The sequence below is a fragment of the Escherichia sp. KCJ4928 genome (assembly GCF_004352695.1).
GTDB lineage: Bacteria > Pseudomonadota > Gammaproteobacteria > Enterobacterales > Enterobacteriaceae > ECMA0423.
Window position 1 is genome coordinate 1 of sequence record NZ_SJWV01000097.1, and the last position, 14,953, is coordinate 14,953.

Genomic DNA, 14,953 nt, shown 5'->3' on the forward strand with positions numbered 1-14,953 from the left:
ATGTTAAAGCATAAAATTCAAACAATATTTGAAGCTCTGTTATACATAATGCTTACTTATTGGTTAATAGATGCTTTTTTTGCTTTCAATAAGTATGACTGGATGCTTGAGTCGGGAGACAATATTTGCAGTATACCTTCCGTTTCAGGCGAAGATCGTATATTGCAAGCAATGATTGCAGCATTTTTTCTTCTTACGCCACTTATTATTCTTATCTTAAGAAAACTCTTTATGCGGGAAATGTTCGAGTTTTGGGTATATGTATTCTCGCTCGGTATTTGTCTGGTTTGTGGTTGGTGGCTTTTTTGGGGACGGTTTATATTTTGCTATTAGTAAAATCTATGAGAGTCGTTTTAACGGCTCTCATAGACAGAGAAGTTACCAGCTTACCTTCGCCTCAAATCCACCTTGTTCCGCATTCCCAAATTCAACATTCATGCCATGCAATTTGGCGATTCGCTGGACAATCGATAGCCCAAGCCCGCTGCCGGTAGCGGTTTGTCCGGGTGGGCGATAGAAGCGTTCGCCAATTCGCGCCAGTGCCTCTGGTGTCACACCGGGGCCGTTATCCCTCACGATGAAATTATCAGCATTCAGCGTGACGTCTACCACGCTGCCCTGTGGACTGTAGCGCACGGCGTTATCCAGCAAATTTCGCACCAACAAACTTAGCAATAGCGGTTGTCCGGTGCGTTTGATGCCGTGGGCATTGAGTGTCAGTCGCACGTCAATTTTCGCCTGCTGCGCCGTGTGGTAAATATCCATCACCGACGATTGCAGGAGATCTTCAAGCGGGATCTCCGCGACGTCCTGAAGGTTATCCAGTGAGTCCAGCCGCGATAGAGTGAGCAGTTGATCAACCAGACGAGTAGCGCGATCGATCCCGTAATGTAATTGAAGCAGCGCTTTTTTCCGCGCTTGCGGATCATCGTCAGAAAGCTGCGCAACTTCGGTTTGCACTTTCAGCGCCGTTAACGGGCTACGTAGTTCGTGAGCTGCGTCGGAGGTAAAGCGTCGTTCACGAACCATCATCGCATGTGTGCGGGCGAACAGTTGATTTAGCGACTCAACCAACGGACGCACTTCGCTGGGTACGCCAGTCGCGTTTAGTGGTTTTTCCGAGTCAGGGTCACGCATACGCAGCGCCAGCGCCAGTTTGTTCAGCGGCGCGAGTTCACGACCCAATAGTACCATCATGATGATTAACATAATCGGCAGTGCGACCAGCCACGGGATCAATTGCCCGGCAACAATCGCCAGCGCCATGTCTTCACGGTATTCCCATTCCTGACCAACAACGATGCGATATTTGCCATCAGGTGAGGTCATCCAGACAAAACGCCATTGATCTTTATCGCCCACCAGTTGCCCGTCAGCAAAACCTTCCCGTTGATAGCTATAAGGAATATCTTCTCCGTTATCGCCATCGTTAAGGACCATTCTGCCGTCGTGGGTAAAGATGGCAAAGGTCAGCGCATCGTCATCAACATGACCGTGTTTTAATTTATTTGGCGTCTGTGCCATGCGATCCGCCGCGTTGATTTCGTTGAGATCGAGCGTACTTAACCGCTTGGCAAACAGCATCAGTTGGGTGTCGAACAATTCATCGACGTTATCCGTTGTTTGTTTCCAGGCGACAAAGCTGGAAAGCAGCCAGGTCACCGAGGCCAGAATTAAAAAGATTAGCGTCAGCCTGACGCGCAGACTAAGACGTTGGGTAAATTTCATTTCTCACCTAATGTGTAGCCAATACCATGCACGGTACGAATAAAATCACTACCGAGTTTGCGTCGCAGATGATGCACATGCACTTCAACGGCATTACTGGTGACCTCTTCGTCCCAGGTATACAGTTTCTCTTCAATCAGTTTGCGCGGCAGTACCCGACCAGCGTTACGCATCAGTAATTCCAGCAGGGCAAATTCTTTTGGTTTCAGTGTTAAGGGTTCGCCAGCCAGCGTGGCGATACGTTTGCCGGGGTCGAGCATGACGTTACCGTGGCGCAGCTCGTTGCTGGCCTGGCCGTTGGTTCGGCGCATCAGAGCTTCCAGCCTGGCGGCGACTTCTATCAACGCAAAAGGTTTACACAGATAATCGTCAGCTCCCAGACGCAGCCCTTCTACACGTTCCTCCAGCGCATCGCGCGCGGTCAGGATCAGTACCGGCTCACGCTGACCTTTTTCTCGCCATTCGCGCAAAATATCGCGACCATCCATGCCTGGTAAGGTTAAATCCAGGATCACCGCATCATAAGGCGCGCTATAAAGCGCCTCTTTTCCCTGACGACCTTGTGTAAACCAGTCGACGCTAAAACCCATTTTACTAAGGCCCGTTTTGATGCCGTCGCCAATCAGCATGTCATCTTCTATCAGTAAAATTCGCATTTTTTCATCCCTGCGATAACCGTATTTGCTGCCAGTAAACCGTGTTGTAACGCGCTCTGTACAGCACTAAATTTTATTTTTTTCCCTTAAGAAGTTGTTAAGGACTATCTTGTTAAATGCTCGGAAACAGACATTAAAGGGAGTAATAAACATGAAAAAATTCGCAGCAGTAATCGCAGTAATGGCCCTGTGCAGCGCACCGGTGATGGCAGCAGAGCAGGGCGGTTTTTCTGGCCCATCGGCAACGCAAAGTCAGGCCGGAGGATTCCAGGGGCCGAACGGCAGCGTAACGACCGTAGAAAGCGCAAAATCCCTGCGTGACGACACCTGGGTAACCCTGCGCGGCAATATCGTTGAACGCATCTCTGACGATCTCTACGTGTTTAAAGATGCCAGCGGTACTATCAATGTTGATATCGACCACAAACGCTGGAACGGTGTGACGGTGACGCCGAAAGATACGGTTGAGATTCAGGGTGAAGTCGATAAAGACTGGAATTCTGTTGAAATTGACGTCAAACAGATCCGCAAAGTAAATCCGTAATTGTTACCGCTCCCGGGACGCGTTCCCGGGAATAATTTCGCAGGGAGGCAAAATGACAAACCTGACACTGGATGTAAACATTATCGATTTCCCATCAATCCCTGTGGCGATGTTGCCGCACCGCTGTAGCCCTGAGTTGCTCAACTACAGTGTGGCGAAATTTATCATGTGGCGTAAAGAGACGGGGCTTTCTCCTGTTAACCAAAGCCAGACTTTTGGCGTCGCCTGGGACGACCCTGCCACCACCGCACCGGAAGCGTTTCGCTTTGATATCTGCGGCAGCGTTAGCGAACCGATTCCCGATAATCGTTATGGTGTGAGCAATGGTGAACTTACCGGTGGACGTTATGCCGTGGCCCGCCACGTTGGCGAGCTGGACGATATTTCACACACGATATGGGGCATTATTCGCCACTGGCTGCCTGCAAGCGGCGAGAAAATGCGTAAAGCACCGATTCTGTTTCACTACACCAATCTTGCCGAAGGGGTGACAGAGCAGCGACTGGAAACGGATGTTTATGTGCCGTTGGCGTGATGGGGAATCTTTACCGGAGTGTGAGCCAAATCACTCGCGATAAGTTTGAGCGAACAATGCCACAGGCGTATTGTTGTTGGGCTTATAATTTCTCCGGTAAGGAATACCATGTATACGCGAAATTTATTATCCGGTGCGCCGTAAGCCGTCTCGGGGGTATCCATGAGCAAGCCGCACTTATGGCAGGAGGCGCGGGGCACTGGTGGAGACACAGCTAAACTGGGCTGAACCGTATACTTACAGTCGACTACTTTGATGCTTTAGGCTTCCCTGGACTCGCATAACCTCAACTTCTCGAATCGCCCGGAGCGGACCCCCATGCCGAGTGGTGTGGCATGGGCGCAAACTTGTGCTGCCCTCTATGCCGATCAAGTCTACAGCAAAGAGTTGTATATCAAGGCACATTGATGCCTTTATCGCCGTCGGAGCACGTCCGGCGGCGCTATTCACGCTGATCTCCTGTGACTCGACGCGGCAGATAATGTAGTATCTCCGGCAATATTGCCCCTTTGAAGGCTGGCGAATAAGTTGAGGAATCAGAATTAATGAGCGATATGGCAGAGCGCCTTGCGCTACATGAATTTACGGAAAACGCCTACTTAAACTACTCCATGTACGTGATCATGGACCGTGCGTTGCCGTTTATTGGCGATGGTCTTAAACCTGTTCAGCGCCGCATTGTGTATGCGATGTCTGAACTGGGCCTGAATGCCAGCGCCAAATTTAAAAAATCGGCCCGTACCGTCGGTGACGTACTGGGTAAATACCATCCGCACGGCGATAGCGCCTGTTATGAAGCGATGGTCCTGATGGCGCAGCCGTTCTCTTACCGTTATCCGCTGGTTGATGGTCAGGGGAACTGGGGCGCGCCGGACGATCCGAAATCGTTCGCGGCAATGCGTTACACCGAATCCCGGTTGTCGAAATATTCCGAGCTGCTATTGAGCGAGCTGGGGCAGGGGACGGCTGACTGGGTGCCAAACTTCGACGGCACTTTGCAGGAGCCGAAAATGCTGCCTGCCCGTCTGCCAAACATTTTGCTTAACGGCACCACCGGTATTGCCGTCGGCATGGCGACCGATATTCCACCGCATAACCTGCGTGAAGTAGCTCAGGCGGCAATCGCATTAATCGACCAGCCGAAAACCACGCTCGATCAGCTGCTGGATATCGTGCAGGGGCCGGATTATCCGACTGAAGCGGAAATTATCACTTCGCGCGCCGAGATCCGTAAAATCTACGAGAACGGACGTGGTTCAGTGCGTATGCGCGCGGTGTGGAAGAAAGAAGATGGCGCGGTGGTTATCAGCGCATTACCGCATCAGGTTTCAGGTGCGCGCGTACTGGAGCAAATTGCTGCGCAAATGCGCAACAAAAAGCTGCCGATGGTTGACGATCTGCGCGATGAATCTGACCACGAGAACCCGACCCGTCTGGTGATTGTGCCGCGTTCCAACCGCGTGGATATGGATCAGGTGATGAACCACCTCTTCGCTACCACCGATCTGGAAAAGAGCTATCGCATTAACCTCAATATGATCGGTCTGGATGGTCGTCCGGCGGTGAAAAACCTGCTGGAAATCCTCTCCGAATGGCTGGTGTTCCGTCGCGATACCGTGCGCCGCCGACTGAACTATCGTCTGGAGAAAGTCCTCAAGCGCCTGCATATCCTGGAAGGTTTGCTGGTGGCGTTTCTCAACATCGACGAAGTGATTGAGATCATTCGTAACGAAGATGAACCGAAACCGGCGCTGATGTCGCGGTTTGGCCTTACGGAAACCCAGGCGGAAGCGATCCTCGAACTGAAACTGCGTCATCTTGCCAAACTGGAAGAGATGAAGATTCGCGGTGAGCAGAGTGAGCGGGAAAAAGAGCGCGACCAGTTGCAGGGCATTTTGGCTTCCGAGCGTAAAATGAATAACCTGCTGAAGAAAGAACTGCAGGCAGACGCGCAAGCCTACGGTGACGATCGTCGTTCGCCGTTGCAGGAACGCGAAGAAGCGAAAGCGATGAGCGAGCACGACATGCTGCCGTCTGAACCTGTCACCATTGTGCTGTCGCAGATGGGCTGGGTACGCAGCGCTAAAGGCCATGATATCGACGCGCCGGGCCTGAATTATAAAGCGGGTGATAGCTTCAAAGCTGCGGTGAAAGGTAAGAGCAACCAACCGGTAGTGTTTGTTGATTCCACCGGTCGTAGCTATGCCATCGACCCGATTACGCTGCCGTCGGCGCGTGGTCAGGGCGAGCCGCTCACCGGCAAATTAACGTTGCCGCCTGGGGCGACCGTTGACCATATGCTGATGGAAAGCGACGATCAGAAACTGCTGATGGCTTCCGATGCGGGTTACGGTTTCGTCTGCACCTTTAACGATCTGGTGGCGCGTAACCGTGCAGGTAAAGCTTTGATAACCTTACCGGAAAATGCCCATGTTATGCCGCCGGTGGTGATTGAAGATGCTTCCGACATGCTGCTGGCAATCACTCAGGCAGGCCGTATGTTGATGTTCCCGGTAAGCGATCTGCCGCAGCTGTCGAAGGGCAAAGGCAACAAGATTATCAACATTCCATCGGCAGAAGCCGCGCGTGGCGAGGATGGTCTGGCGCAACTGTACGTTCTGCCGCCGCAAAGCACGCTGACCATTCATGTTGGGAAACGCAAAATTAAACTGCGTCCGGAAGAGCTACAGAAAGTCACTGGCGAACGTGGACGCCGCGGTACGTTGATGCGCGGTTTGCAGCGTATCGATCGTGTTGAGATCGACTCTCCTCGCCGTGCCAGCAGCGGTGATAGCGAAGAGTAATATGCCGGGGAGGGCGCTGTTTCCTCCCGCTTGCAAGGAACGCCGGATGAAACGTTAAGTCGTCATCCGGCAGCGTATTCAACCCCCGGAAACGATAAAAATTCCCTTGAAACCGTTGTTTATTCATGCGTTGCGATTAACAATACGCTTTTCCAGAGAGCGGCTTTTAACAATGCCCTAACCTGATTTCAGGTGACGTACAATGCCAGTCTCTCAGACCTTCAGAGGGTGTTATGCTATATATCTTTCGTCTTATTATTACCGTGATTTACAGCATCTTAGTCTGTGTATTCGGCTCCATTTACTGCCTTTTCAGCCCGCGTAACCCGAAACATGTGGCCACCTTTGGGCATATGTTTGGCCGTCTTGCGCCGCTGTTCGGCCTGAAAGTTGAGTGCCGCAAACCTGCAGATGCTGAAAGCTACGGCAATGCTATCTATATCGCTAACCACCAGAACAACTATGACATGGTGACAGCATCGAACATTGTGCAACCGCCGACGGTGACGGTAGGTAAAAAGAGCTTGCTGTGGATCCCCTTCTTCGGGCAGTTGTACTGGTTAACCGGCAACTTATTGATCGACAGAAACAATCGCACTAAAGCTCACGGCACCATTGCGGAAGTCGTGAATCATTTCAAAAAACGCCGTATTTCCATCTGGATGTTCCCGGAAGGAACCCGCAGCCGTGGTCGCGGCCTGCTACCGTTCAAGACTGGAGCATTTCACGCGGCAATTGCGGCGGGCGTCCCGATTATTCCCGTGTGCGTCTCTACAACTTCGAATAAGATTAATCTTAATCGACTGCACAACGGTCTGGTGATTGTCGAAATGCTGCCGCCAATTGACGTCAGTCAGTATGGCAAAGATCAGGTTCGTGAGCTGGCTGCCCATTGTCGTTCGATAATGGAACAAAAAATCGCCGAGCTCGATAAAGAAGTCGCAGAACGCGAAGCCGCCGGAAAAGTTTAAGTCGGCAATCTGTATTTTTGCGGGGAACACTTTCCTGCACGGTATTACTTTAGCCAGTTTTACATGGAGCAAATATGTCACTCAGTCGGCGTCAGTTCATTCAGGCATCGGGGATTGCACTTTGTGCAGGCGCTGTTCCCCTGAAGGCCAGCGCAGCCGGGCAACAGCAACCGCTACCCGTTCCGCCGCTACTTGAATCTCGCCGTGGGCAACCGCTGTTTATGACTGTACAACGTGCGCACTGGTCATTTACGCCAGGGACACGCGCGTCGGTCTGGGGAATCAATGGTCGTTACCTGGGGCCGACTATCCGCGTCTGGAAGGGCGACGATGTTAAGCTTATTTACAGCAACCGCCTGACAGAAAATGTCTCAATGACGGTGGCCGGGCTACAGGTACCAGGCCCGCTGATGGGCGGTCCGGCACGGATGATGTCGCCAAACGCTGACTGGGCACCCGTACTGCCCATTCGCCAGAACGCAGCTACTCTGTGGTATCACGCCAATACTCCCAACCGCACGGCTCAGCAGGTCTATAACGGCCTTGCCGGAATGTGGCTGGTGGAAGATGAAGTCAGCAAGTCGCTGCCTATCCCCAACCATTATGGTGTGGATGATTTTCCGGTCATTATCCAGGATAAACGGCTGGATAACTTTGGTACGCCAGAATACAACGAACCGGGAAGCGGCGGCTTTGTTGGTGATACGCTGCTGGTTAACGGTGTACAAAGCCCGTACGTTGAAGTCTCGCGTGGCTGGGTGCGCTTGCGACTGCTGAACGCGTCGAACTCTCGTCGCTATCAACTACAGATGAGCGATGGTCGCCCGTTACATGTGATTTCTGGCGATCAGGGATTCCTGCCTGCTCCTGTATCGGTGAAGCAACTTTCGCTGGCACCGGGCGAGCGCCGCGAGATTCTGGTGGATATGAGCAACGGCGATGAAGTGTCGATCACCTGTGGCGAAGCGGCGAGCATTGTTGATCGTATTCGCGGCTTCTTTGAGCCATCCAGTATTCTGGTTTCTACCCTGGTGCTAACGCTGCGCCCAACCGGCCTTCTGCCGCTGGTCACAGACAGTCTTCCGATGCGCTTGCTGCCAACTGAAATCATGGCTGGTTCGCCAATTCGCAGTCGCGATATCAGTCTGGGTGATGACCCGGGTATTAATGGACAGCTGTGGGACGTCAACCGTATTGATGTCACCGCGCAGCAAGGAACGTGGGAACGCTGGACGGTACGCGCGGACGAGCCGCAAGCGTTCCATATTGAAGGCGTGATGTTCCAGATCCGTAACGTGAATGGCGCGATGCCGTTCCCGGAAGACAGAGGCTGGAAAGATACCGTTTGGGTTGACGGACAAGTGGAGCTGCTTGTTTATTTCGGTCAGCCTTCCTGGGCGCACTTCCCGTTCTACTTCAACAGTCAGACGCTGGAAATGGCGGACCGTGGCTCGATTGGGCAACTGTTGGTCAATCCGGTACCGTAATCTTCATACTCGCCCGAGGAGGGCGAGTATGGAATACCTTTCGATTTCTCTTTCGTTCCGGCTTATAATCCCCGGCCTTTGATTATTTTTTTATCATTTCTGGAAGCAAAATGAGCTCTATCTCCCTGATCCAACCGGATCGCGACCTGTTCTCCTGGCCGCAGTACTGGGCCGCCTGTTTTGGACCGGCACCGTTTTTGCCGATGTCTCGTGAAGAGATGGATCAACTTGGCTGGGATAGCTGCGACATCATTTTGGTTACTGGCGACGCGTATGTCGATCACCCAAGCTTCGGGATGGCGATTTGCGGTCGTATGCTGGAAGCACAGGGCTTTCGCGTCGGGATCATCGCCCAGCCAGACTGGAGCAGCAAAGACGATTTCATGCGTCTGGGTAAACCGAATCTGTTTTTCGGTGTTACTGCTGGCAACATGGATTCGATGATCAACCGTTATACCGCCGATCGCCGTTTACGTCATGACGATGCCTACACGCCGGATAACGTCGCGGGTAAGCGCCCGGATCGCGCCACACTGGTTTATACCCAGCGTTGTAAAGAGGCGTGGAAAGATGTACCGGTGATCCTCGGCGGTATTGAGGCTAGTCTGCGCCGTACCGCACATTATGATTACTGGTCCGATACCGTGCGCCGTTCCGTGCTGGTGGATTCGAAAGCCGACATGCTGATGTTTGGTAACGGTGAGCGTCCGCTGGTGGAGGTGGCGCACCGTCTGGCGATGGGCGAGCCGATTAGTGAAATCCGCGATGTGCGTAATACCGCGATTATCGTGAAAGAGGCGCTGCCTGGCTGGAGCGGCGTGGATTCCACCCGTCTTGATACCCCTGGAAAAATCGACCCAATCCCGCATCCGTATGGTGAAGATTTGCCGTGCGCGGATAACAAACCGGTGGCACCGAAAAAGCAGGAAGCCAAAGCCGTAACCGTGCAGCCACCGCGCCCGAAACCGTGGGAAAAAACCTACGTGTTGCTGCCTTCTTTCGAGAAAGTGAAGGGCGATAAAGTGCTGTACGCCCATGCTTCGCGCATTCTGCACCACGAAACCAACCCAGGCTGCGCCCGCGCATTGATGCAAAAACACGGTGACCGCTATGTGTGGATCAACCCGCCTGCTATCCCGCTTTCTACCGAAGAGATGGACAGCGTTTTTGCGCTGCCGTACAAGCGCGTGCCACATCCGGCCTATGGCAATGCCCGTATTCCGGCTTACGAAATGATCCGTTTTTCGGTCAACATTATGCGCGGCTGCTTTGGCGGCTGTTCTTTCTGTTCTATTACCGAGCACGAAGGGCGCATTATTCAGAGCCGTTCGGAAGATTCGATCATTAATGAGATCGAAGCGATCCGCGACACCGTTCCAGGTTTTACGGGCGTGATTTCCGATCTCGGTGGGCCAACTGCCAACATGTATATGTTGCGCTGCAAATCGCCACGCGCTGAACAAACTTGTCGCCGTTTGTCGTGCGTTTATCCGGATATTTGTCCGCACATGGACACTAACCACGAACCGACGATCAACCTCTATCGCCGTGCGCGTGATCTGAAAGGCATTAAAAAAATCCTCATCGCCTCAGGCGTACGTTATGACATCGCCGTGGAAGATCCGCGCTATATCAAAGAGTTGGCGACCCATCACGTCGGCGGTTATCTGAAGATTGCCCCGGAACATACCGAAGAAGGGCCGTTATCGAAGATGATGAAGCCGGGCATGGGCAGCTATGACCGCTTTAAAGAGCTGTTCGATACTTACTCAAAACAGGCAGGTAAAGAGCAGTATCTGATCCCCTATTTCATCTCCGCGCACCCCGGTACGCGTGATGAAGATATGGTGAATCTGGCGCTGTGGCTGAAAAAGCATCGTTTCCGTCTCGACCAGGTACAGAACTTCTACCCATCGCCGCTGGCGAACTCAACCACCATGTATTACACCGGGAAAAACCCGCTGGCGAAGATTGGTTATAAGAGCGAAGACGTCTTCGTACCGAAGGGCGACAAACAGCGTCGTTTGCATAAAGCGTTGTTGCGTTACCACGATCCGGCAAACTGGCCGTTAATCCGCCAGGCGCTGGAAGCGATGGGCAAAAAGCATCTGATTGGCAGCCGTCGCGATTGCTTAGTGCCTGCGCCAACCATTGAAGAGATGCGTGAAGCTCGTCGCCAGAACCGCAATACCCGTCCGGCGTTGACGAAACATACGCCGATGGCGACCCAGCGTCAGACGCCTGCTACGGCAAAAAAAGCGTCGTCTACGCAATCTCGTCCGGTGAATGCTGGTGCGAAGAAACGCCCTAAAGCGGCGGTTGGACGTTAAAAAAAATCCCCGGCAACTGACATGCTGCCGGGGATTTTTTTATCATTCTGCGTACATACGCAAGCAGCGCAGGCAATCAAAATAGTCCTGAGCATCAAGACGCGTATTGGCTCTGTTAGCTTCGGATTTGGCAGCATAGATTTGTGGGCGTAGTGCTTTCATATCCTGCTCAAGCCGGGCGATTTTGGCATTTAATGTTTGCACATTGCTCGCCAGCTGATTGACCTTTTGCTCATTGACGCAGCCACTGAGCAAGCAGGTTGCCAGAACAACAGCTCCCACGGTGAAAATCGTTTTCATATAGTGTTCCCTTTTATTTATTGTTCCGGCTAATTGTTATTTAATTCAGCTCATTGCTTTAATCTGGCGGCGGTTTTTGCCTCAATCTGCTTAAGTAGGCTGCCGCTGTTCGGGCGGATAAAATCAGCGATTTCCCACTTGCCTTCGCGCCGCTGTAAAACCAGTTCTTGCTCTTCGTTGTTGCCATTGGTCAGCGTAAAACGAACATGAATGCGGGCGGAATCGGCGGTTTTCTCCAGGACTCGAATTTCATCAACGCGTGAAAATAGCGACTCTTCGCCAAAACAGATCGGATTGTCGTAAATAAATTGCCGTTCTATTTGCATATCTTCATCGGGATTATTGGCCGTCTTGAAGGTGGTTTTATAGAAGGCATTAACCGCCTGGCGGTAAGAGTCGGAAACCACCCACGTCCACGGCCAGCTATAATCAGCAATATGTTCAAAGAGTTCGGCAACAAAGGCTTCCGGCTGTTCTTTTTGCAACGAAGCTAAAGCGGCCAGCGTTTTTTCATTCTCGCTATTAACTGCTTGTAAGACGCTGCCATGATTGCTGACAATATCGTCAATGACCCAACGACCATTTTCCGCCACCATTTTCAGTGTCTGCGTGGTCTTTTCTTTATCATCTTTAAAGATACGAAAGCGCACAACGGCATCGGCATGATCGGCGTCAGTTTGGGTTATCGCAACGCTTTCTAGCACCAGATCGCCAAAATCCTGACAATCACAAACCAGATCATAATCCAGCCAGCCAATATTGCCCGGCAGCGTAAGATTGTCGTTCAGGGTAAGCGCCTGTTGAATACGCGCAGAAGTTATCGCCCGCTCTCCGGTTTCACCAAAATAAGGGGCAGTGGCATCTGATTTATAGTTCTGATAAATATGCCGGACTGTTTGTTCTACGGTCAGTGAGGGGGGCTGTGCGTGTACGGTAAAACTTGCCAGGGCTGCTAAAAACAGAAGTATTATTTTCATCTGTTTTTCACCTCTCCGTTGCGTTTATCCCGGATATAGATGAGTTGTTCTTTTAAGAGCTTCCGGCTCTGCATGATGATGTCCTTATATTTGGCATTCCTGAACAAGGAAGAGTAACAACGGGCGGGACGCGAGGGGAATAAATGATTTCTGAAAAGTCCGGTAGCGGAACATTACCGCCACCGGGAGAATTTGCATGTTAGCCGCCGAACTGGTCAGGATCGGGACCGAGACGCTTGCCCTGATCGAGTTTTGCAATTTCGCCGAGTTCGTCTTTGTCGAGACGGAAATCCCAGACATCAAAGTTTTCGGCAATACGTGAAGGTGTGACCGATTTCGGGATCACCACCAGGCCGCTATCCAGATGCCAGCGGATAACAATCTGCGCCGGGGTTTTGCCGTATTTATCTGCCAGATCGCGAATGACTTTCTGATCGAAAACGCCTTTCCCTCCTTGCGCTAATGGGCTCCAGGATTCGGTCTGGATTTTGTGTGTCGCGTTCCAGGCGTGTAGCTGGCGTTGTTGCATCAGCGGATGAAGTTCGATCTGGTTTATCACAGGCGTCACGCCAGTTTCATCAATCAGGCGTTGCAGGTGATGGATCTGGAAGTTGCACACGCCGATGCTTTTGATTAATCCCTCTTTTTGCAATTCGATCATGCCTTTCCATGCTTCGACATAATGGTCGATAGCGGGAACGGGCCAGTGCATTAAGTAGAGGTCGATATAATCAAGCTGGAGTTTTTTCAGGCTGTCGAGCAGGGCTTCGCGGGGGCGCTTGTGGTCGTCGTTCCACAGCTTAGTGGTGATGAACAGTTCTTCTCTGTTGACTGAGGCATTTTTCAGGGCTTTGCCGACACCTTCTTCGTTCTTGTAGGCCGCGGCGGTATCAATCGAGCGATAACCCACTTCTAACGCTTTTTGAATGGCGGTGATTACTTCCTCATTACTTGCTTGCCAGACGCCCAGTCCCAACTGGGGCATGACATTGCCATCCTGTAGCTTAATAACGGTTGGATTAGCCATACGTTCCTCCTTTATATGAACTCACCGGAGCAGGCTCCGGTGAGGTGTTGTGAACTTAAGTCTGGACGAAATGCCCGAAAACGAAAGTTTGAGGCGTAAAAAGCTTAGCGGGCGGCTTCGTATATACGGCGGCTGACATCCAGCGTAATGTCATGATTTTCGCCCAGTTGGGTCATGCCGTGCTCTTCCAGTTTTTTCAGCAAAGCCGGGATGGAGCTGCCGTCCAGACCGTAGTCGGAGAGGTGGGTCGGCACGCCTAATTGCTCAAAGAAATTGCGGGTTGCGGCAATCGCGGCGTCAATACGCTCATCGTCGGAACCTTCAGTGATGTTCCAGACGCGTTCAGCATATTGCAGCAGCTTAGCGCGCTTGGTCTCGCGTTTTTCATTCCACAGTGCAGGCAGGACGATAGCCAGTGTTTGCGCGTGATCCAGACCGTGCATCGCAGTCAGTTCGTGGCCCAGCATATGCGTTGCCCAGTCCTGCGGTACGCCAGCGCCAATCAAACCGTTCAGCGCCTGAGTCGCCGCCCACATGACGTTGGCGCGCACATCGTAGTTTTCTGGCTCTTTCAGGGCTTTCGGACCATCTTCGATTAGCGTCAGCAAAATGCCTTCTGCGAAACGGTCCTGAATTTTGGCATCAACCGGTTTGGTAACATACTGTTCCACGGTGTGTACAAAGGCGTCCACTACGCCGTTAGCCACCTGACGCGGCGGCAGGGTGTAGGTATAAACCGGATCGAGCACGGCAAATACCGGCTGAACATGGGCAGAATGGAACGCCTGCTTGTCGCCTGTGGTTTTACGGGAGATCACCGCGCCTGCGTTGGATTCTGAACCGGTTGCTGGCAGCGTCAGCACACAGCCCATCGGGATGGCGCTTTTAATCTCTTTACCGCCCGTTTGCAGAATGTGCCACGGATCGATATTTTCCGGATAGTTAGCCGCTGCGGCGATAAATTTGGTGCCGTCCAGTACAGAACCGCCGCCAACCGCCAGCAGGAAAGTCACTTTCTGTTCGCGAACCAGTTTCACGGCGTTCATCAGCGTTTCATAAGCCGGGTTTGGCTCAATACCGCCAAATTCCAGCACGTCCATGCCTTTCAGGGCATCCAGAACTTGATCGAGAACGCCGGTTTTTTTCACGCTGCCGCCACCGTAGGTAATCAATACGCGAGCATCGTGAGGAATTTGTTCGCGTAAACCAGCGATTGCGCCTTTACCAAACAGAATGCGGGTTGGGGTGTGCAGATTAAAGTTGTTCATTACTTGCTCCCTTTGCTGGGCCAATATGAGGGCAGAGAACGATCTGCCTGATGTTTTTCATTGTGATCGCCAGCGCCCTGGCTCTCAATGCTCATTTCTGCCAATGTCTTGCCTATTCCTCCAGAGTGCTGGAGAAATGCTACAAAATTGCGCACAATCAAATTGCCGCATTATTCCTAAGAAATTACGCGATATGAAACGTGAAGAGATTTGCCGCTTGCTGGCGGATAAAGTTAATAAACTGAAAATTAAAGAAAATAGTTTGTCAGAACTGTTGCCCGATGTGCGTTTGTTGTATGGCGAGACGCCTTTCGCACGTACACCGG

The 14,953-nt window shown here is 52.0% G+C and carries 13 protein-coding genes and 1 pseudogene; 8 read left to right on the forward strand and 6 right to left on the reverse strand.

From position 1 onward, the window contains the following. Positions 1 to 333 carry a DUF2645 family protein gene (locus E0D98_RS14590; protein WP_000912120.1) on the forward strand — a complete coding sequence of 111 codons (333 nt, stop codon included), beginning with the start codon at positions 1 to 3 and terminating at the stop codon, positions 331 to 333. A gap of 45 nt (positions 334 to 378) precedes the next feature. Here the strand turns inward: E0D98_RS14590 and qseC are convergent, their stop codons facing one another. Next, positions 379 to 1,728: a quorum sensing histidine kinase QseC gene (gene qseC / locus E0D98_RS14595; RefSeq protein WP_000673355.1), complete on the reverse strand. Its 1,350-nt coding sequence runs from the start codon at positions 1,726 to 1,728 to the stop codon at positions 379 to 381. Next, entirely contained in the window at positions 1,725 to 2,384 is a 660-nt protein-coding gene (gene qseB / locus E0D98_RS14600; RefSeq protein WP_001221502.1) for a quorum sensing response regulator transcription factor QseB, read from the reverse strand. The genes qseC and qseB overlap by 4 nt, the downstream gene beginning before the upstream one ends. 151 nt (positions 2,385 to 2,535) lie before the next feature. On the opposite strand from qseB, the gene ygiW reads away from it, so the two are divergent. The 6 genes from ygiW (at position 2,536) to E0D98_RS14630 (ending at position 11,055) form a co-directional block, all read left to right on the forward strand. Beyond that, on the forward strand, positions 2,536 to 2,928 hold the full coding sequence (gene ygiW / locus E0D98_RS14605) for an OB fold stress tolerance protein YgiW (protein ID WP_000712658.1): 393 nt from the start codon (positions 2,536 to 2,538) through the stop codon (positions 2,926 to 2,928). A gap of 52 nt (positions 2,929 to 2,980) precedes the next feature. Continuing rightward, positions 2,981 to 3,463, forward strand: a complete 483-nt coding sequence (locus tag E0D98_RS14610; RefSeq protein ID WP_000183494.1) for a GyrI-like domain-containing protein — start codon at positions 2,981 to 2,983, stop codon at positions 3,461 to 3,463. A gap of 545 nt (positions 3,464 to 4,008) precedes the next feature. Continuing rightward, positions 4,009 to 6,267: a DNA topoisomerase IV subunit A gene (parC, locus tag E0D98_RS14615; protein ID WP_001281894.1), complete on the forward strand. Its 2,259-nt coding sequence runs from the start codon at positions 4,009 to 4,011 to the stop codon at positions 6,265 to 6,267. Positions 6,268 to 6,500: 233 nt separating this feature from the next. Beyond that, positions 6,501 to 7,238 (forward strand): 1-acylglycerol-3-phosphate O-acyltransferase, encoded by a 738-nt coding sequence (gene plsC, locus E0D98_RS14620; protein WP_000965712.1) that lies wholly within the window; start codon positions 6,501 to 6,503, stop codon positions 7,236 to 7,238. 74 nt (positions 7,239 to 7,312) lie between these two features. Next, positions 7,313 to 8,725, forward strand: a complete 1,413-nt coding sequence (gene ftsP, locus E0D98_RS14625) for a cell division protein FtsP (protein ID WP_000059395.1) — start codon at positions 7,313 to 7,315, stop codon at positions 8,723 to 8,725. 110 nt (positions 8,726 to 8,835) lie between these two features. Beyond that, a complete protein-coding gene (locus E0D98_RS14630; protein ID WP_000095187.1) occupies positions 8,836 to 11,055 on the forward strand; it encodes a YgiQ family radical SAM protein in 2,220 nt (739 codons plus the stop codon). Between the two features lie 42 nt (positions 11,056 to 11,097). On the opposite strand, the gene yqhH is transcribed toward E0D98_RS14630, so the two are convergent. The 4 genes from yqhH to yqhD form a co-directional block, all read right to left on the reverse strand. Next, a complete protein-coding gene (yqhH, locus tag E0D98_RS14635) occupies positions 11,098 to 11,355 on the reverse strand; it encodes a lipoprotein YqhH (RefSeq protein ID WP_000848528.1) in 258 nt (85 codons plus the stop codon). 50 nt (positions 11,356 to 11,405) lie between these two features. Then, complete coding sequence (locus tag E0D98_RS14640) at positions 11,406 to 12,332, reverse strand: YbjP/YqhG family protein (RefSeq protein ID WP_050877052.1); 927 nt, start codon at positions 12,330 to 12,332, stop codon at positions 11,406 to 11,408. A gap of 199 nt (positions 12,333 to 12,531) precedes the next feature. Continuing rightward, positions 12,532 to 13,359: a 2,5-didehydrogluconate reductase DkgA gene (dkgA, locus tag E0D98_RS14645; RefSeq protein ID WP_000013149.1), complete on the reverse strand. Its 828-nt coding sequence runs from the start codon at positions 13,357 to 13,359 to the stop codon at positions 12,532 to 12,534. Positions 13,360 to 13,463: 104 nt separating this feature from the next. Beyond that, positions 13,464 to 14,627: an alcohol dehydrogenase gene (gene yqhD, locus E0D98_RS14650; RefSeq protein WP_001058807.1), complete on the reverse strand. Its 1,164-nt coding sequence runs from the start codon at positions 14,625 to 14,627 to the stop codon at positions 13,464 to 13,466. Between the two features lie 193 nt (positions 14,628 to 14,820). Here yqhD and E0D98_RS14655 point away from each other — a divergent pair. Next, a pseudogene (locus tag E0D98_RS14655) lies at positions 14,821 to 14,953 on the forward strand (AraC family transcriptional regulator); the annotation flags it as partial.